Source organism: Nocardioides sp. (genome assembly GCA_037045645.1).
Taxonomy (GTDB): Bacteria; Actinomycetota; Actinomycetes; order Propionibacteriales; family Nocardioidaceae; genus Nocardioides.
The window spans coordinates 1,022,313-1,041,027 of sequence record JBAOIH010000001.1 but is presented as its reverse complement, the minus strand read 5'-3'; the positions used below and the strand labels follow the sequence as shown (position 1 = coordinate 1,041,027).

14 protein-coding genes are annotated in these 18,715 nt (G+C 66.6%); 4 read left to right on the top strand and 10 right to left on the bottom strand.

Annotation, left to right across the window (positions count from 1 at the left end; genetic code table 11):
* Positions 1-9: 9 nt before the first annotated feature.
* Entirely contained in the window at positions 10-1,905 is a 1,896-nt protein-coding gene (locus tag V9G04_05080; GenBank protein MEI2712671.1) for a propionyl-CoA synthetase, read from the bottom strand.
* A gap of 107 nt (positions 1,906-2,012) precedes the next feature.
* Between V9G04_05080 and gabT the strand changes: the two genes are divergently transcribed.
* A complete protein-coding gene (gene gabT / locus V9G04_05075) occupies positions 2,013-3,359 on the top strand; it encodes a 4-aminobutyrate--2-oxoglutarate transaminase (GenBank protein MEI2712670.1) in 1,347 nt (448 codons plus the stop codon).
* Positions 3,360-3,643: 284 nt separating this feature from the next.
* Here gabT and V9G04_05070 read toward each other — a convergent pair whose 3' ends face one another.
* The 3 genes from V9G04_05070 to V9G04_05060 are packed head-to-tail and all read right to left on the bottom strand — an operon-like array spanning position 3,644 to position 7,937.
* Positions 3,644-4,867 (bottom strand): saccharopine dehydrogenase C-terminal domain-containing protein, encoded by a 1,224-nt coding sequence (locus V9G04_05070; protein ID MEI2712669.1) that lies wholly within the window; start codon positions 4,865-4,867, stop codon positions 3,644-3,646.
* 1 nt (position 4,868) lies between these two features.
* Positions 4,869-6,305 (bottom strand): gamma-aminobutyraldehyde dehydrogenase, encoded by a 1,437-nt coding sequence (locus V9G04_05065; protein ID MEI2712668.1) that lies wholly within the window; start codon positions 6,303-6,305, stop codon positions 4,869-4,871.
* Between the two features lie 54 nt (positions 6,306-6,359).
* Positions 6,360-7,937 (bottom strand): amidohydrolase, encoded by a 1,578-nt coding sequence (locus V9G04_05060; GenBank protein ID MEI2712667.1) that lies wholly within the window; start codon positions 7,935-7,937, stop codon positions 6,360-6,362.
* 146 nt (positions 7,938-8,083) lie between these two features.
* Between V9G04_05060 and V9G04_05055 the strand changes: the two genes are divergently transcribed.
* Positions 8,084-9,451: an aspartate aminotransferase family protein gene (locus tag V9G04_05055; protein MEI2712666.1), complete on the top strand. Its 1,368-nt coding sequence runs from the start codon at positions 8,084-8,086 to the stop codon at positions 9,449-9,451.
* A gap of 125 nt (positions 9,452-9,576) precedes the next feature.
* On the opposite strand, the gene V9G04_05050 is transcribed toward V9G04_05055, so the two are convergent.
* Genes V9G04_05050 through V9G04_05025 form a run of 6 tightly spaced genes read right to left on the bottom strand, consistent with a single transcriptional unit; the run spans position 9,577 to position 16,703 of the window.
* Positions 9,577-11,067, bottom strand: coding sequence for a CoA-acylating methylmalonate-semialdehyde dehydrogenase (locus tag V9G04_05050; protein MEI2712665.1), 1,491 nt, complete (start codon positions 11,065-11,067; stop codon positions 9,577-9,579).
* Between the two features lie 12 nt (positions 11,068-11,079).
* On the bottom strand, positions 11,080-12,471 hold the full coding sequence (locus V9G04_05045) for an FAD-dependent oxidoreductase (GenBank protein MEI2712664.1): 1,392 nt from the start codon (positions 12,469-12,471) through the stop codon (positions 11,080-11,082).
* A 1-nt stretch (position 12,472) separates the two neighbouring features.
* Entirely contained in the window at positions 12,473-13,273 is an 801-nt protein-coding gene (locus V9G04_05040) for an ABC transporter permease (protein ID MEI2712663.1), read from the bottom strand.
* Positions 13,270-14,373 carry an ABC transporter permease gene (locus V9G04_05035; protein ID MEI2712662.1) on the bottom strand — a complete coding sequence of 368 codons (1,104 nt, stop codon included), beginning with the start codon at positions 14,371-14,373 and terminating at the stop codon, positions 13,270-13,272. The genes V9G04_05040 and V9G04_05035 overlap by 4 nt, the downstream gene beginning before the upstream one ends.
* Positions 14,374-14,383: 10 nt before the next feature.
* Complete coding sequence (locus tag V9G04_05030; GenBank protein ID MEI2712661.1) at positions 14,384-15,547, bottom strand: ABC transporter ATP-binding protein; 1,164 nt, start codon at positions 15,545-15,547, stop codon at positions 14,384-14,386.
* A complete protein-coding gene (locus tag V9G04_05025; protein ID MEI2712660.1) occupies positions 15,531-16,703 on the bottom strand; it encodes a spermidine/putrescine ABC transporter substrate-binding protein in 1,173 nt (390 codons plus the stop codon). Before V9G04_05025 ends, V9G04_05030 begins: the two co-directional genes overlap by 17 nt.
* Before the next feature lie 177 nt (positions 16,704-16,880).
* On the opposite strand from V9G04_05025, the gene V9G04_05020 reads away from it, so the two are divergent.
* On the top strand, positions 16,881-17,345 hold the full coding sequence (locus V9G04_05020) for an Lrp/AsnC family transcriptional regulator (protein ID MEI2712659.1): 465 nt from the start codon (positions 16,881-16,883) through the stop codon (positions 17,343-17,345).
* Positions 17,330-18,700, top strand: coding sequence for an FAD-binding oxidoreductase (locus tag V9G04_05015; GenBank protein MEI2712658.1), 1,371 nt, complete (start codon positions 17,330-17,332; stop codon positions 18,698-18,700). Before V9G04_05020 ends, V9G04_05015 begins: the two co-directional genes overlap by 16 nt.
* The last annotated feature ends 15 nt before the right edge of the window (positions 18,701-18,715 follow it).

Here is an 18,715-nt window from a genome sequence, read left to right as displayed (position 1 = left end):
GAGTCCGCCTCACTCCCCATCCCCGCGCAACACCGGCCGCAGCCGGTCGAGCACCCCTTCGTCCTCGATCGTGGACGGCACCACCGCGTCCTTGCCGTCGGCGATCTCGCGCATCGTCTTGCGCAGGATCTTGCCTGAGCGAGTCTTGGGCAGTCCGCCGACGATCTCGACCTCCTTGAAGGCCGCGACCGCGCCGATCTCTTCGCGGACCATCTTCACCAACTCGGCACGGATGTCATCGGGATCGCGCTCGACGCCGGTCTTCAACACGATGAACCCGCGCGGCAGTTGGCCCTTGAAGGTGTCGGCGATGCCGATGACCGCGCACTCGGCCACGTCGGGGTGGTGGGCGATGACTGCCTCCATCGACCCCGTCGAAAGTCGGTGCCCGGCGACGTTGATCACGTCGTCCGTACGCCCCATCACGTAGAGGTAGCCGTCAGAGTCGACGTAGCCACCGTCGCCGGAGAGGTAGTAGCCGTCGAACGCCGAGAGGTACGACGAGACGTAGCGGTCATCATCACCCCACAAGGTCGGCAGGGTGCCTGGCGGCATCGGCAGTTTGAGACAGATCGCACCCTCGGTGTCGGCACCGACCGGTTGGCCGTGCTCGTCGAGGATCTGCACGTCGTACCCCGGCACGGGCACGCTCGGCGAGCCCGCCTTGATCGGCATTTCCTCAGCCAGGCCGCGCAGGTTTGCAGCGATCGGCCAGCCGGTCTCGGTCTGCCACCAGTTGTCGACGACTGGCACGCCCAGCTTCGCGCTCGCCCATTCGTACGTGTCGGGGTCGAGTCTTTCACCGGCCTGGAAGAGAGTCTCCAGCGTGCTGAGGTCGTAGTCGGCCAGCAGCGCCGCCCCGGGGTCCTCCTTCTTGATCGCGCGGATCGCGGTGGGGGCGGTGAAGAGGGCGCGTACGCCGTACTCGCTGATCACCCGCCAGAAGGCACCCGCGTCGGGGGTGCCCACGGGCTTGCCTTCGTAGAGCACGGTGGTCGCGCCGTTGATCAGGGGCGAGTACACGATGTAGGAGTGTCCGACGACCCAGCCGACATCGGAGGCGGCCCACCACACGTCGCCCTCGCCGCAGCCATAGATGTTGGGCAGGGACCACGCCATCGCGACCGCGTGGCCACCGTTGTCGCGGACGATGCCCTTCGGCTTGCCGGTGGTGCCCGACGTGTAGAGCACGTAGAGCGGGTCGGTGGCGGCGACCTCGACGCAGGGGGCGGGATCCGTACGCCCGGCCTTCATCGCCAGATCCCAGTCGAGGTCGCGCCCATCCTGCATCTGCGCAGTGACCTCGGGGCGCTGCTTGAGCACGACGGCACCCGGCTTGTGCTCGGCCAGGTCGAGGGCCTTGTCGACGAAGGGCTTGTATTCGATCGTGCGACTGGGCTCGATGCCGCAGCTGGCGGTGACGACGACCTTGGGCTGGGCGTCATCGATGCGTACGGCCAACTCGTGCGGCGCGAACCCACCGAAGACCACGCTGTGTACGGCGCCGAGGCGGGCGCTGGCGAGCATCGCGATGACCGCCTCGGGGATCATCGGCATGTAGATCACGACCCGGTCGCCCTTCTCGACCCCGAGCGCGCGCAGGACACCCGCGAAGGCCGCGACTTCTTCGAGGAGTTGGGCGTACGTCAGGCTGCTCTTGGTGCCCGTCACTGCCGAGTCGTAGATCAGCGCAGTGCGGTCGGCGTGTCCGTTGATCACATGCCGGTCGAGCGCGTTGTAGCAGGTGTTGAGGGTGGCGTCGGGGAACCAGCGATAGAATGGCGGATTGTCCGCATCGAGCACGCGTTGTGGCTTCTTGATCCAGTCGATCAGCCCCGCCTGCTCACCCCAGAAACTCTCGGGATCCGCGATCGATCGGTCGTACATCTCCTGGTAGTCGCCCATAGGCACAGCCTGCCGCGCGCGCCCCTAGAGCGCTACGCCATTGCGCCAAAATGACTCGAATCCGCGACGGGCGGACATCGATGCCGGCGGAGCCCTAGAGTGCGCTCATGAGCGAGAGCACTACCCCCGGCGGCCCGTCCCTTCCCCAGGAGCGCAGGCTCGTCACCGAGATCCCCGGACCCGTCTCGGTCGAGAAGTTGGCGCGCAAGAAGCAGTACGTCGCCGATGGCGTCGGGACCGGTCTGCCGGTCTTCGTGGAGGCTGCGGGCGGCGGCGTCCTGGTCGATGTCGACGGCAACTCGCTGATCGATCTGGGCTCGGGCATCGCGGTGACCACGGTCGGCAATGCTGCCGACTCAGTGGCCGAGCGCGTGGCCGATCAGGTGCGCCGATTCACCCACACCTGCTTCATGGTGACGCCGTACGACGCGTACGTCGACGTGTGCGAAGCACTGGCCGAACTCACTCCCGGCGACCACGCGAAAAAGTCCGCGCTGTTCAACTCCGGCGCGGAGGCCGTCGAGAACGCCGTCAAGATCGCGCGCGTGTCGACCGGCAAGGACGCCGTCGTCGTCTTCGACCACGCCTACCACGGGCGTACGAACCTCACCATGGCGATGACCGCGAAGGTCGCGCCCTACAAGCAAGGCTTCGGCCCGTTCGCGGGCGAGGTCTACCGCGTCCCGCTGTCCTACCCCCTGCGCGACACCATGAAGGGCGAGGAAGCCGCAGCCCGCGCGATCAATGCGATCGACAAGCAGGTCGGCGCCAGCAACCTGGCCTGTGTGGTGATCGAGCCGATCTTGGGCGAGGGCGGCTTCGTCGTTCCTGCCGAAGGCTTCCTGCCCGCGCTTGCTGCTTGGTGTCGCGACCACGACGTGGTCTTCATCGCCGACGAGATCCAGAGCGGCTTCGCGCGTACGGGTGAATGGTTCGCCTGCGACCACGAGGGCGTCGTGCCCGACCTGATCACCACCGCCAAGGGCATCGCGGGTGGTCTTCCGTTGGCTGCGGTTACCGGCCGCGCCGAGATCATGGACGCGGTGCATGTTGGCGGCCTTGGCGGAACGTACGGCGGCAACCCGATCGCCTGCGCGGCTGCGCTCGGCGCGATTAAGGAGATGAAGAGCCATGACCTCAACGCTCGTGCGCGGGCGATCGAGTCGCTGATCCGACGCCGCCTGGAGGCGTTGCAGGTCGAGCACCCGGTGATCGCCGAGATCCGTGGTCGCGGCGCGATGATGGCGATCGAGTTGTGCAAGCCGGGCACCTTGGAGCCCGACGCGGCTCGTACGGCCGAGATCAACAAGCGCTGCCACGCCGCTGGCGTGGTCACGCTGACCTGCGGCACGTGGGGCAACGTGTTCCGCTTCTTGCCACCGCTGTCGATCAGCGACGAGTTGTTGGAGGAAGCATTCGACGTGGTCGCGGAGGCATTTGCCGCGACTTCGTGACCCCTCGGCGAGATCTTGTGACCCCTCGGCGGGTTCGGGATTCCCCCCTTCGGGGTGGACCTGGGGAGCCTTATGTCGCATTACGTTCCGGGCAGGCGTCACATCGGGTGACGCCAACGTTCCCCGGAGGTAAAGACCATGCAAGGGTCCGGATTGATCTGGACGATCGTCGGCGCACTGCTGATCATCGCGCTACTCATCTTCATCCTCAACCGCGTCTGACCAGGTGGGGGGGTTCGCGCGAGCGGACCCCCTCCGGGTCGGGGCCCTTCGGCTGACTCGCCTCAGGCGGGGTCCAGCTCCTTGACGCCCCACGGGGAACCGTAGGCCGTGAGCAGGTCCAAGAACGGCACGGCGTCGAAGGCCTCCGGGCCGAGTACGCCTGCCCCGCTCCACACCCCGGTGGCGAGCAATTCCAGCGCCACCACCGGGTTGATCGCGGTCTGCCACACCACGCATTGGTGGCCGTATTCAGCCATCGTCCACTCGTTGTCGACGACGTGGTAGTAGTACGTCGAACGAGGCTGACCGTCCTTGCCGGTGCCGGTCACCCACAAACCTGCGCAGGTCTTGCCCTTCATCTGCGGGCCGAGAGTGGCGGGGTTGGGCAGGCAGGCTGCCACGACATCGCGCGGTGAGACTTCGGCTCCGTTGACCAGGACCGGCTCAGTCTTGTCGAGCCCGACCTTGTGCAGCACCTTCAAGACTTCGATGAACTCATCGCCCAGGCCGTACTTGAAAGTCGCCCGCTTGCAATCCACCCAGCGCGGCATCAACAGCACCTCCTCGTGCTCCACGTTGACGCACTCGACCGGTCCGATCCCCTCGGGGAAGTCGAAGACCTCGGGCTCGGAGAAGGGCGGTGTGGTGAACCAGCCGCCGTCCACGTCAGCGCGCGCCTTCTCATAGATCACCGGCGGGTTGAGGCACTCCTCGATCGTGGTCCAGATCGAGAACGACGGCGCAAAGTCGTAACCCTCGACGGTGAGGTTGGAGCCGTCACGGGTGCCCAGCTCGTCAATCTCGGAGAAGTCGTGATCGGCCGCATAGCGCGCGAACACATCCGAGAGTCCGGGCTCGACGCCGATCCCGACCAGCGCCAGCCGACCGGCAGCCTCCCACTCGGACGCGACTGCGAACTGTTCGTCGCCGAGCTTGACGCCGCACTTGGCGTACGGCGCGTCAGGGTGCGGTCGCGAGAGTGACATCGCCATGTCCAGATAGTCGGCACCGGCGGCGTACGCACCCTCGAAGATGCCCATCACGAAGCGCGGGTCCACGGCGTTCATCACGTGAGTGATCTCGTGGTCGCGGCACAACTGAGCGACGGATTCGGCCGACGAGGCATCCACCTGGGCTGCGGTGAACCGGTCGTCGATCGCCGCGGCACGTTCGGCCGACTCCAGGGCGTAGTCGGCGATGACCATCGCCTCGAAGAAGTCGCGGCGGGCCGCAATCGCGGCGAACGCCGCCCCGACTCCCCCGGCTCCGACCAGCAGGATTCTCATCTCAGTCTTCTCCCATGTAGTGCATCACGTGTTTGATCCGGGTGTAGTCCTCAAGGCCGTATTTCGACAGGTCCTTGCCGTAGCCCGAGTGTTTGAAGCCGCCGTGGGGCATCTCGGACAGGAACGGGATGTGGGTGTTGACCCACACGCAGCCGAAGTCGAGATCACGGGTCAGCCGCATGGCCCGACCGTGATCGCGGGTCCACACCGAGGCCGACAATCCGTAGTCGACGTCGTTGGCCCAGCGCACCGCTTCGGATTCGTCGCTGAATCGCTGCACGGTGATCACCGGCCCGAAGATCTCGGTCTGGATCTGCTCGTCGTCTTGGCGTAGCCCCGACAAGACCGTCGGCTCATAGAAGTAGCCACGGTCGCCTTGGCGTCGTCCGCCCGCCGCGATGCTGGCGTGGTCGGGAAGTCGCTCGACCAGGCCGCACACGTGGGCAAGTTGATTCGCGTTGTTGATCGGGCCGTAGTCGACGCCCTCTTCGTCAGGTGCCCCGGTCTTGGTGTTGCGGGCCTGCTCGGCCAGGGCGGCCACGAAGTCGTCGTGGATGCCGGGCCCGGCCAGCACTCGGGTCGCGGCCGTGCAGTCTTGCCCGGCGTTGAAGTAGCCAGCCATCGCGATGCCTGCTGCCGCCTTCTCGAGGTCGGCGTCGTCGAAGACGACCACCGGCGCCTTGCCGCCGAGTTCGAGGTGGGCGCGCTTGAGTTTGCGCGCCGCCGAGGCGGCCACCTCCAGTCCGGCTCGTACGGACCCCGTAATCGCCACCAGCCCAGGCGCGTCGTGCTCGACGACCGCGCGGCCTGTCTCGCGATCACCCGCGAGCACGTTGAGCACGCCCTTTGGCAGGAACTCCTGACACAACTCGGCGAGCATCAGCGACGTGGCCGGAGTGGTGTCCGACGGTTTGAGGACGATCGTGTTGCCCGCCGCGAGTGCGGGTGCGATCTTCCAGATCATCATCATCAGCGGGTAGTTCCAGGGAGTCACCTGGCCGACCACGCCGATGGGCTCGCGCCGGACGTACGACGTGTGGTCCTTGAGGTATTCCCCGGCGGACAAGCCCTCCAAGACCCGCGCAGCGCCGGCGAAGAACCGGAACTGGTCCACGCACGGTGGGAGTTCTTCGTCGGCGGTGAGGCCCACCGGTTTCCCGGTGTCGAGCACCTCGGCGGCGACGAACCCGTCGGCGCGCGCCTCCAACGCGTCTGCGATCCGCAAGAGCGCCCGTTGCCGCTCTGCGGGAGTCGTACGCCCCCAGCCTTCGAAGGCGCGGGTCGCGGCGGCGTACGCCCGGTCGACATCTTCGGGGCCGGACAGCGGTGCCGTGGCGTACGCCTCCCCGGTCGTGGGGTCGAGCACGTCGTAGGTCTCGCCGCTCGCGGCGGGCACCGATTCGCCGTCGATGAAGTTTCGGAAGGTCTGGTCCGTCATCTCGCGGAGCCTAGTGCTCTGCCCTGCGCCCGGGTAGGGGACAACCTTCGGCCATCAGACCGGACGACCGCCGATCCAGGTCGACACCACCCGGGTCGCCCCGATCTCCTCGATCGGCGCTGCGAAGGGATCCCGATCCAGCACCACCAGATCGGCTGGCCGGCCCGGGTTCGTCGTTCCTGCCCGGCTCCGGTTGATCCGCGCCGAGCCCGAGGTGTAGGCGGCGAACGCGACTTCCAAGGGCAACGCCTGCTCAGGCAGGAACGGCTCGGGTGTCGCTTCTTCGTACGACAGCCGCGTCACCGCGGTGTGGATCGCCTGCAATGGGTCAGGTGTGGACACCGGCCAGTCGGACCCCGCGCACAGGGGCGCGCCCGAGCGGTGCAGCGCCCCGAAGGGGTATTGCCAGGCGCTGCGCTCCGGGCCGAGGAACGGGATCGTCAACTCCGCCATCTGGTCCTCCAGGCAGGCCCACAACATCTGCATGTTGGCGGTGACGCCCAGGTCGGCAAAGCGCGGCACATCGACCGGGTCCACCACCTGCAGGTGCGCGATGTGCGGGAGCAGGTCAGGGCGGGCCGCGGCTTCGAAGGCGTCGAGCGCCTCGCGTACGCCGCGATCCCCGATCGCGTGGACGTGCACCTGAAAATCAGCCGCAGCCAGGGCCGTGACCGCCTCTCGAAGCGCACCGGCCTCGACGAACGAGTGGCCACGGTTGTCGGTCGGATGGCCACACCGATCCAGATAGGGCGCGTTCATGGCGGCGGTGTAGTTCTCGGCAACACCGTCCTGCATGATCTTCACGCTCGTTGCCCGGAAGCGAGCACTGGAGATCGCCGCACGTTGGGCAATCAACTCCTCGACCTGCTCCACGCCCGCGCGGCGGCGCCACCACAGGGCGCCCACCACCTCGGCGGTGAGGGTGCCCTCGGCAACTGCGCGGGTGTAGGCAGTTGCCGGATCGCCGTGGCCGGCGTACTTGCCGATGATCGCGTCCTGCCAACCGGTGACACCGCACGAGTGGAGATACTGCTGGCCTTCCAGGAGACCGGCATACAAGTCGTCGTCGGTCTCGGCAGGCACCAGGCGCGCGACTGCCGCCATCGCTCCTTCGTGCAGGGTGCCGGTCGGGGTGCCGTCCGCAGCACGCTCGAACCTGCCATCAGGCGGATCCGGAGTGGAGGTGTCGACTCCTGCGAGTTCGAGGGCGCGACTGTTGACCCAGGCGCCGTGGTGGTCGCGGTTGGGCAGATAGACCGGCCGGTCCGGCACCAGGTCGTCCAGATCCGCCCGGCTCGGGGTGCCGCCGGGGAACGCCGACATCGCCCAGCCACCACCCAGGATCCACTCGGCGTCGGGGTGCGCATCGGCGTACGCCTTGACCGCGGCCCGGTAGTCATCGCGCGTGGAGCCGCCCGAGAGGTCGCATCGCAACCGTTCCAGACCGCCCTGCACGGGGTGCGCATGGGCATCGATGAAACCCGGCGCCACCAACCCGCCGGCGAGGTCGATCCGTTCGTCCGCGGGGCCGCCGGGTGCGGCGACGATCACCCCGTCCTCGACCCAGAGATCCGCGTGGTCATGGTGGCGGTGGCCGTCGAAGAGCGCACCGTTGTGGAAGTGCAGTCGCATGCAGCGATTCCTACCATCCTTCGGAAAGCACTGCGGATTTCGTCGGATTCTAGTTCTGCAACTGCGAATTCCTTGCCTTCTGTCGCCATTGAGGGCAGGATTGCGTGGACTGTACCCCTGCATCAGGAGCATCTGTGCCCGAGGCCATGTCCGACCACGACTACGAGCGGCTGCAGCGCGCTGCGCACGATCACCTCTGGCTGCACTTCTCCCGCCATGACGCCTCGGTCGAGATCCCGATCATGGAGCGCGGCGAAGGCGTCTATGTCTACGACGTCCAGGGCCGACGTTATCTCGATGCGCTCGCCGGACTGTTCGTGTCCCAACTCGGCCACGGACGTGAGGATCTCGCCCAGGTCGCCGCCGACCAGGCCAAGAAGTTGGCTTTCATGCCGCTGTGGTCGTACGCCCATCCGGCAGCGATCGAGTTGGCGGAGAAGATCGCGTCCCACGCTCCGGGCTCACTCAACCGCGTCTTCTTCACCAGCGGGGGTGGCGAATCGGTCGAGTCGGCGTGGAAGTTGGCCAAGAACTACTTCAAAGTCACCGGCAAGCCGCTCAAGCACAAGGTGATCTCCCGGGCGATCGCGTACCACGGCACCACGCAGGGTGCGCTGTCCATCACCGGCCTGCCCAGCCTCAAACAGCAGTTCGAGCCGCTGGTGCCCTCGACCTTCCGGGTGCCCAACACCAACATCTATCGAGCACCGATCCATGCCGACGATCCCGAGGCGTTCGGCCGTTGGGCCGCCGACCAGATCGCGGTCGCGATCGAGAACGAAGGCCCGGACACGGTCGCCGCGGTGTTCTTGGAGCCGGTGCAGAACGCAGGCGGCTGCTTCCCTCCCCCGCCCGGCTATTGGCAGCGAGTCCGCGAGATCTGCGACGCGTACGACGTCCTCCTCGTCTCCGACGAGGTGATCTGCGCGTTCGGCCGGCTGGGCACGATGTTCGGTGCCGAGAAGTTCGGTTACGAACCCGACATCATCACCTGCGCCAAGGGCATCACCTCCGGGTACGCCCCGCTCGGCGCGATGATCGCCTCCGATCGGCTCTTCGAGCCGTTCTCCAAGGGTGCGGAAGTGTTCGCGCACGGTTACACCTTCGGCGGGCACCCGGTGGCCACCGCGGTGGGACTGAAGAACCTGCAGATCTTCGAAGACGAGAAGATCCTCGACCACGTCCAGGCCAATTCTGTGGCGTTCCGCGCGACTCTGGAACGACTGCGCGACCTGCCGATCGTGGGCGATGTGCGCGGCGAGGGCTACTTCTTCGGCATCGAACTGGTCAAGGATCAGACCACCAAGGAGACCTTCAACGCCGAAGAGTGCGAGCGCATCCTCTATGGCTTCGTCTCCAAGCAACTGCTCGCCGAGGGGCTCTACTGCCGTGCCGACGATCGAGGCGACCCGGTGATCCAGTTGTCGCCGCCACTGGTGTGCGGCCAGGAGCACTTCGACGAGATCGAGCAGATCTTGCGTACGGTCCTCGACAAGGCGGCAGCGCTGATGTGAGGACAACCGGGCCAGGGGTGGGATGAGTCCACGTGCCGTGGGGAGCGACGTGGGGGCCAGTTCCGGGAGGGTGACATCGAGTCGCCCTCCCGGAACTTGATTTCAGAACTGATTTCAGAACTGATTCACCGGTTCTGTGGGAACTGCAGATCCAGTCCCGAACTGCGCTCGGACCACCGGGTGGTCACGACCTTGCCTCGGGTGAAGAAGTGGATCCCCTCCATCCCGTGCGCGTGGGTGTCGCCGAAGAGGGAGTCCTTCCAACCCCCGAAGGAGAAGTACGCCATCGGCACCGGGATCGGGACGTTGACGCCGATCATCCCGACGCTCACCTCGTGGGTGTAGCGACGTGCGGCGCCACCTGATGCGGTGAAGATCGCGGTGCCGTTGCCGTAAGGCGACGCGTTCACCACCTCGATCGCCTCGTCGAGGGAACCCACGCGGAGCACCGACAGCACCGGGCCGAAGATCTCGTCGTCATAGAGCGCCATCCCCGGCTGGACCCGGTCGAAGAGCGTCGGCCCGAGCCAGAACCCGTCAGCCTCGCCGTCGGGCTCGACATCGCGACCGTCGACCACCAACTCGGCGCCGGAGTCGGCGCCACCCTCGACGTACGACGCGACCTTGTCGCGGTGGGCGCCGGTCACCAGTGGGCCCATGTCACAACCTCGGCGACCGTCGCCCGTACGCAAACCTGCCATCCGCTCGGCGATCAGGGGGACCAGGGTGTCCGCGACCGGGTCGACACACACCAGCGCCGAGATCGCCATGCACCGCTCCCCCGCCGAGCCGAACCCAGCCGAGACGGCCGCATCCGCAGCAGCCTCCAGGTCGGCGTCGGGCATGACCACCATGTGGTTCTTGGCGCCGCCGAGGGCCTGCACCCGCTTGCCGTGCGCGGTGCCGGTTTCGTAGACGTACTTCGCGATCGGGGTCGAACCGACGAAGGACACCGCAGCGATGTCGGGGTGGGTGAGCAGCGAGTCCACGGCTTCCTTGTCGCCGTGCACGACGTTGAAGACACCCGCAGGCAGTCCCGCCTCCTGCCAGCACTGCGCCAGCAGCACCGACGCGGTCGGGTCCTTCTCCGACGGTTTGAGCACGACCGCATTGCCGCACGCGATCGCGATCGGCACGAACCACAGCGGCACCATCGCCGGGAAGTTGAACGGCGAGATCACCGCGACCACACCGAGGGGCTGCCGGATCGAGTGCACGTCGACTCCGCCCGACACCTGCTCGCTGAACGCACCCTTGAGCAGGTGCGGCGCACCACAGGCGAACTCCGCGACCTCCAGACCGCGTTGGACCTCCCCCAGAGCGTCGTCCAGCACCTTGCCGTGCTCGGCGGTGATCGCGGCGGCGAACTCGTGGCGACGCCGTGACAACGCCTCACGGAAGGCGAACAACACCGACGTACGCCCCGACAGCGACGTCTGCGCCCACGACTGCCCGGCCGTCACCGCTTGGGCGACCACCTCGTCGACGTCGGCCTTGCTCGCGAACGCGACCTCGCGCGTGACCTGCCCGGTCGCGGGGTCGTACACGTCTCCGCGCCGCTCTCCGGCGCCTGTCCACGGCGCTCCACCACTCCAATGCGTGATCAGGTCGTTCATCGTCGGTTCCTCTCAGGAGTCGAAGCCCAGGCCGGCAGCGTCCAGCCCTTTGAGCCACAGCGAGCGGCGGCCCGCGTTGTTGTCGGATCGTTCGAGTTCTCGCCGCGTCAGGCCGATGCCGAATGCGCGCAACGGCTCCGGCGGGAACGGCAGCGGCTTCTCGCGCACCATCCGCAGCGCGGTCCGTTCCGTCTCGTGCCCGCTGAGCAGATCGAGCATCACATCCGCGGCGAAGCGGGTCGCGCCGACACCCAGACCGGTGAAGCCCAGGGCGTACGCCACCCGGTCGCCCAGCGCGGTGCCGTAGAAGGCGGTGAAGCGGGTGCAGGTGTCGATCACGCCCGCCCAACGGTGGCTGAAGCCGAGGCCGTCGAGTTGCGGGAACGTCTCGAAGAACTGATGGGCCAACAGGTCGTGGGTGCGCCCGTCGTACTCCAGCGCCGGGTCGATTCGCGAGCCGAAGTGGTAGACCGCGTCGTAGCCACCCCACAGGATCCGGCCGTCGCGGGTGAGCCGGGAGTAGTGGAACAGGTTGGCCGAATCGGACAGCCCCTCACGCCCCTGCCAGCCGATCGCGTCTCGCTGGCCCCGCGACAAGGGTTCGGTCATCAGCACATAGTCATAGACCGGCACCGTCATCAGGCGGAGTCGACGCAACAGTGACGGAAACGCGTTGGTCGCCAAGACCACCTGACGAGCACTCACCGAACCACCCCGCGTGGTCACCTCGACACCGGCGCCGTCGGTGTGCACGCCGGTCACGGGAGTCTGTTCGAAGATGCGTACGCCCGCGCGCAGGCAGGCCTCCCTCAGCCCCCAGGCCAGTCGAGCCGGCTCCACCAACGCGGTCTCCTCCGGGTCGAAGAAGGCACCCAAGAACGTCGGGGAGTCGATCCGGGCGCGAGTCTGGGCGGCGTCGAGCAGGCGTACGTCCTGCCCGGCCGCCCGCAACTCCTCGACGCTGTCAGCCAGATCGCGCAGTTGGTGCTGCTGCGTGGCCACGATCAGGTCGCCGGTGCGTTCGAACCCACAGTCGATGCCATAACGTTCGAGGGTCTCCTCGATCTCGTCGAGATTGCGCGCACCCATCTTCTGGAGCGTGTCAATCTCGTCGGGCCAGCGCTCCACCCCGTTGGCGTACCCGTGGGTCAGGGAGGCCGAGCAGAAGCCGCCGTTGCGCCCCGACGCCTGCCACCCGCATTGAGCCGCCTCCAGCACCACCACGTCGCGGCCTGGTTCGCGCTCGACCGCGCGCAGAGCCGACCAGAGACCGGCGTACCCTCCGCCCACGACCACCAGATCGCCGTGGCGATGGCCCCGCAGTGGCGGGGTCGGCTCGGGGCGCGCCGGATCATCGAGCCAGTAGACCCCCGCCTTGGCTCCGGCCAGAGCCGGGTGTGACATGTCAGCTCGCCTGCTGCCGCCGCCGATTGTTGGCCTCGCCGATGAGCACGATCGTGATCGAGATCAGCAACATCACGGTGCCGATCACGTTGATCTGCATCGGCACGGTCTTGCGCGCGACACCCCAGACGTACATCGGGAAGGTCGTGGTGTTGCCCGCATTGAGGTTGGTGATGATGAAGTCGTCGAACGACAGCGAGAACGCCAGCAACGCGGCACCCAGGATGCCGGGGAAGACGAGCGGGAAGGTGACCTTCCAGAAGGTCTGGGCCGGGGTCGCGTAGAGATCCATCGCGGCCTGTTCGAGCGTGTCGTTCATGCCGGCCAAGCGAGCTCGCACCGTCACCACCACGAAGGACAGGCAGAACATGATGTGCGCGATCAGGATCGTCCAGAAGCCCAACTGGCCGGCAAAGCCCGAGGCGACGAAGAGCGCGAGCAGCGAGGAGCCCATCACGATCTCGGGCGAGGCCATCGGCATGAAGATCGTCAGGTTCATCAGCGAGCGCCCGGCGAACTCGTGGCGTACGAGGGCGAACGCCATCAAGGTGCCCAGGATCGTCGCCACCAGGGTCGCCAACGCGCTGATCTCCAGGCTCTTGACCAGCGCGCTGCACATCGAGGGATCGGCGCACGGGTTGAGCCAGTTGTCGAGGGTGAACTTGTTGAACGCATAGATCTTGCTCTGCTCGCTGGGGAGCTTGTTGAAGCTCATCAGCACGACCACGAAGATCGGCACGAAGGTGTAGAACAACACCGCCAGTCCGAGGATCAGCACGATCCGTTCGCGTAGCCACCTCACAGCAGTTCATCCGTTCCCGCGCGGCGGACATAGACCAAGACCATGCCGACGATCAGCACCATCAACATCACCGAGAGCGCGCTGGCTGCCGGGTAGTCGTTGGCGTCGGTGAACAGGCTCTGGATCACCGAGCCGATCATCCGGGTCTTGGTGGAACCCAGCAGTTCGGCGTTGATGTAGTCGCCGACCGCCGGGATGAAGGTGAGCAGGGTGCCGGAGATGACGCCGGGCAGCGCCAGCGGCCAGGTCACGCGGAAGAAGCCGACGATCGGGTTGGCGTAGAGATCACGCGACGCCTCGATCAGGCGGTAGTCGATCTTGTCGAGGCTCGCGAAGAGCGGCAGCACCATGAACGGCAAGAAGTTGTAGGTCAACCCCGCGATCACCGCGATCGGGGTGTAGAGCAGTTGTCCGTCCGCGCCGAGGATGTGCAACGCCTTCAGGGTGCCGACGATCCAGCCGCCGTCTCCGAGCAACAACTTCCACGACAACGTACGCACCAAGAAGCTGGTGAAGAACGGCGCAATGACCAGCACCAGCATCAGGTTCTTCCAGCGTCCCGCCTTGAAGGCGATGGCGTACGCCAGCACGAAGCCGAGCAGCAGGCAGAGCCCCGTTGCGATGGCGCCGTAGACCAGCGAACGCAGCAACGGGCTGAGACTGTTCTCCCCCCTGGAGCCGGCGATGCCGTGCAGGAGCGGGTAGAGGAAGAACGCGATCACGAGGCCCACCACGACGATGCTGGCAGCCAGAGAGACAGCAACTCGACCCGTGATCTCGGGATGCTTTGCGGGGCCGAGTCCCCAGCGCCCGAAGAGCACCACCAGGAGGGCAGCGACAACCGAGCCGAGCAGGAAGGCGAGCAGCCAGACCTGCACATTGTCGTAGCCGGTGGGCTTGCCGTAGTCGATCAGCGCCTGCCGGTAGTTCTGCCAGTGGTAGGTCATCTTGTAGCCGCGCACGTCCGACCCGTTCGGGCCGTACAGGCTGGCAGCCACCAGGGAGTAGAACGGGATCAGGAAGAAGATGATCAGCCATGCCAGCCCAGGAATCAGCAGCAGATAGCCGGTCCTCCCCCGGCGGCGCACCATCTCGGCCATGGTCTACTCCTCAGTCGTCACCCAGGTCGGCGCCGGCATTGGCGTCCTGGGCGTGGTCGAGGAGGAAGGCGTACTCAGGACGCCAGGACAGTTCCACCTTGTCGCCGACCGCGAAGATCCGGCGGCGACCGGTGTTCTGCTCGAAGACCTGGAGTTCTTGGCCCCACGGCATTCGTACGAGGTATTGCGTGCTGACCCCGACGAACGACACGTCGGTCACCACACCACCGGGCACGGTGTTGCCCGGTGCGTCGAGCGCCTCGCCCTCGTCGCCGATCAGCACCTTCTCGGGTCGGATGCCGACCCACCCCTGGTCGCCCTCGGCGTGCACCCGCTGGGCCGGGATCGAGACGTCGATGCCGTGCATGTCGACCGTGACGACGTCGGCGGAACGGTTCTTGACATCGGCCTCGATCAGGTTGGACTGACCGAGGAAGTTCGCCACGAAGGTCGTCTGCGGGTTCTCGTACAGCTCTTCGGGAGCGCCCATCTGTTCGATCACGCCGTGGTTCATCACCGCGATGGTGTCGGCCATCGTCATGGCCTCCTCCTGGTCGTGGGTGACGTGGACGAAGGTCAGACCGACCTCGGTCTGGATCCGCTTGAGCTCGATCTGCATGGCCCGGCGCAACTTGAGGTCGAGCGCACCGAGCGGCTCGTCGAGCAGCAGCACCTCGGGCCGGTTGATCAACGCGCGCGCGAGCGCGACCCGCTGCTGCTGACCACCTGACATCTGAGCCGGCTTCTTGCGAGCCTGGCTGCCGAGTTCGACCAGGTCGAGCATCTCCTTGACCTGCGTCTCGACATCCTTGACCTTGCGCCGACGCAGCCCGAACGCGACGTTCTCGAAGATGTCGAGGTGCGGGAACAGCGCGTAGTTCTGGAAGACGGTGTTGACCGGGCGCTGGTAGGGCTTGGCGTAGGTGATGTCTTGATCCCCGAGCATGATCGAGCCAGACGTCGGAGTCTCCAGACCCGCCACCATCCGCAGCGTCGTCGTCTTGCCACAACCAGAAGGCCCGAGCAGCGCGAAGAACGACCCCGCCGGAATGTCGAGGTCGAGGGAGCGTACGGCCGTGAAGTTGGCGAACTCCTTGGTCAGTGCGCGCATCCGCAGCCCTGCGTACGACCCGTCGCGGGTGTTGGACTCCATCTCGTCAGCCGCCTTGGACATTGGCCCAGTCCCTCTCGTACTCAGTGGTCTGTCGGTCGTCGAGTGCCATGAAGTCGAAGGTGTTAGCCAAGACCTCCTTGTCGGGGAAGATCAGCGGACTCTCGGCCGCCTCAGGATCGATCTTCTTCATGTATTCCAAGGCACCCTCGACCGGGGAGATGTAGTAGTTCCAGGCCGCCAGTTTCGCGGCGATCTCAGGCTCGTAATAGAAGTTCATCCACTTCTCGGCGTTAGCCTGGTGACTGGCCATGTTGGGGATCATCATGTTGTCGGACCAGAACGACAGGCCCTCCTCGGGCATCGGCACCCACTTGATGTCGGGGTTCTCCAGTTGGGTGACGATGACGTCACCCGACCAGGCCTCGCATGCTGCCGTGTTGCCCGACGCCAGGTCGTTGAGGTAGTCGTTGCCGTTGAACGCCCGGACCTGACCGTCCTTGACCGCCTTCTCCAGCCGCTCGATGGCCTGTTTCCACTCGTCGTCGTTGAACTTCTCCGGGTCCGCGCCGATCACCTTGAGTACGAACGCCATCGTGTCGCGCATCTCCGTGAGCAACGTGACCTTGCCCTTGAGGTCCTTGCGATCGAGGAGTTCGGCGAAACTGCTCACCTCACCGGTGACCTTGGAGTTGTAGGCGATTCCGGTGAACCCGCTCTGCCACGGTACGTGGTGGTTGTCCTGGGGATCCCAAGCCTTGCCTTTCAGCGTCGGCAGCAGGTTGGCCGTGACATTGGGCAGTTTCGACAGGTCCAGCGGCTGGATCCAGCCCAGGTCGATCAGGCGCGCGGCCATCCAGTCGGTGACGATCATGATGTCGCGGCCGACCGGCTGGCACGAACTCAACTGGTTCTTGATCTTGGCGTAGAAATCGGTGTTGTCGTTGACGTCATCGTTGTAGGTGACGTCGATGCCGGTCTCGCGCATGAAGGTCTGGAACGTGCCGTTCTGCTTCTTGCGCGGATCGATGTACGCCGGCCAGTTGCTGACGATGAGCCTCTTGCTGGACTCGGAGACGTCCCTGGCCATGCACTTGGCGGGATCCTGCACCCCGCTCGGCGTGTCGAAGAACGGCAACTTCAAGGCCGCCAGACTGCCGGCTGCGAAGGCGGCACCACCCGCGCCCCGAAGCAACGTGCGGCGCGACAGCCTCCCCATGCCCAACCCTTTCCCGAGTGGCCGGGCCGGGTTCCTGAACCTCACGAACAGGTGGCCTCGGACAGTCTGGGCTGGATCGTCGCACGTGACCCCCGTCACGGCAAGGATTCCGCAGTGATCGTTTGGGAAAAGTAACGATTTCGAAGGTGGGGTCGTCGAATGTGCCACCATGGCACCGTGCCTGAGCGCTCCCGACCCCATCTCGATGACGTCGCCAAGGCCATCATCGAGCAACTTCAACAGGACGGTCGACGTTCGTACGCCGCCATCGGCAAGGTGGTCGGCCTCTCCGAGGCCGCCGTCAGGCAACGCGTGCAGCGACTCACCGACGCCGGCGTGATGCAGGTCGTCGCGGTGACGGACCCCCTCGAGCTCGGCTTCGCCCGGCAGGCCATGATCGGGGTGACCGTGCGAGGCTCGCTGTCACGCGTGGTGGCCGACATCGCCGACCTGGACGAGGTCGACTACGTCGTGGTGACGGCAGGCAAGTACGACCTGCTGGTCGAGGCCGTCTGCGAGAGCGACGAGGCGCTGCTGACCCTGATCTCCGACAAGATCCGCGCCATCGAGGGCGTGGAGACCACCGAGACGTTCATGTATCTGCAGTTGGTCAAGCAGACGTACTCCTGGGGCGTGCGCTGACCTCGCTGTGGTCCGCGCACCCGGACCTGCCCAATCTTGCGCGCGAACCGCTGTCGGGTGATCGCGACTGCGACGTCGCGATCGTAGGAGCCGGCTTCACGGGCCTGTGGACCGCGTTGTCACTGCTGGAGCAGGATCCCACTTTGCGGATCATGGTGTTGGAGGCCGAACGCGTCGGCTTCGGAGCCTCGGGACGCAACGGCGGTTGGGCCTCCGCGCTCTTCCCCGCTTCGTTGACCACGATGGCGGCGCTGCCTTCCTCCTCGCGCGCGGCCGCGTTGGGCCTGCACCACGCGATGGTGGACTCCGTCGACCAGGTGACCGCTCGCTGCGCCTCATGGGGGGTGCCGTGCGCGCGGGGCGGCACGATCGTGCTGGCGCGCAGCGGCGCACAACTGCGGCGCGCTGAGGACGAGGTGGCGTACGCCCGCTCGTGGGGTCTGCACGATCCGATCCTGCTGGACGCTGCCTCGGCCCGCGCCCGGTTGCGCGCGTCGAAGACGCTCGGGGCGACGTACACCCCGCACTGTGCCGCGATCCACCCGTTGTTGCTCGCGACCCGGCTCGCCGAGGCTGTGGAGGCTCGCGGGGGCGTAATCCACGAACGCACCCGCGTCACCGCGATCGAGCCCGGCCGCGCCGTGACGGCGCACGGCACGGTGAAGGCCGAGGTGGTGGTGCGGGCGACGGAGGGCTACACGCCGTCGCTGGCGGGGGCACGGCGCGCGATCGCACCGGTGTATTCGCTGATCATCGCGACCGAGCCACTGCCCGCCGCGGTCTGGGACGAGATCGGACTGGCCCGTCGCGAGACGTTCTCCGACCACCGACACCTGATCATCTATGGCCAGCGCACGGCCGACGACCGGATGGTCTTCGGTGGTCGTGGCGCGCCTTATCACTTCGGCTCGCGGGTGCGAGCGTCGTACGACAGCGAGCCCCGCGTGTTCGCGTCGTTGCGTTCAACCCTCGTGGACCTCTTCCCGGCGCTGTCGTCAGCCCGGATCGAGTACGCCTGGGGCGGCCCGCTCGGCATCGCACGGGACTGGATCGCGTCGGTCGGTCTCGATCGCGGGTCCGGGATCGCGTGGGCGGGTGGCTATGTGGGTGACGGGGTGACGACCACCAACCTGGCCGGCCGGACGCTGGCCGACCTGATCCTGGGCCGCCCCTCGGAGCTGACCAGGCTGCCGTGGGTCGGGCATCGTTCACCGCGTTGGGAGCCCGAACCACTGCGCTGGCTGGGGGTCAACACGGGTCTGCGGGCGATGACTCTCGCCGACGCGGAGGAGCGGTTGACGCGCCGCCGCTCGGTGCTGGCCCGGCTGATGGCGCCACTGGTCGGTGGACACTAGTCCGCGGTGATGCGG

Coding starts and splice junctions, on each gene's coding strand:
- V9G04_05080 (MEI2712671.1), bottom strand. CDS start 1,905: ATGGGCGACTACCAGGAGATGTACGACCGATCGATCGCGGATCCCGAG.
- V9G04_05060 (MEI2712667.1), bottom strand. CDS start 7,937: ATGCGACTGCACTTCCACAACGGTGCGCTCTTCGACGGCCACCGCCAC.
- V9G04_05065 (MEI2712668.1), bottom strand. CDS start 6,305: ATGACGGACCAGACCTTCCGAAACTTCATCGACGGCGAATCGGTGCCC.
- V9G04_05025 (MEI2712660.1), bottom strand. CDS start 16,703: ATGGGGAGGCTGTCGCGCCGCACGTTGCTTCGGGGCGCGGGTGGTGCC.
- V9G04_05055 (MEI2712666.1), top strand. CDS start 8,084: ATGTCCGACCACGACTACGAGCGGCTGCAGCGCGCTGCGCACGATCAC.
- V9G04_05035 (MEI2712662.1), bottom strand. CDS start 14,373: ATGGCCGAGATGGTGCGCCGCCGGGGGAGGACCGGCTATCTGCTGCTG.
- V9G04_05045 (MEI2712664.1), bottom strand. CDS start 12,471: ATGTCACACCCGGCTCTGGCCGGAGCCAAGGCGGGGGTCTACTGGCTC.
- gabT (MEI2712670.1), top strand. CDS start 2,013: ATGAGCGAGAGCACTACCCCCGGCGGCCCGTCCCTTCCCCAGGAGCGC.
- V9G04_05070 (MEI2712669.1), bottom strand. CDS start 4,867: ATGAGAATCCTGCTGGTCGGAGCCGGGGGAGTCGGGGCGGCGTTCGCC.
- V9G04_05050 (MEI2712665.1), bottom strand. CDS start 11,067: ATGAACGACCTGATCACGCATTGGAGTGGTGGAGCGCCGTGGACAGGC.
- V9G04_05030 (MEI2712661.1), bottom strand. CDS start 15,547: ATGTCCAAGGCGGCTGACGAGATGGAGTCCAACACCCGCGACGGGTCG.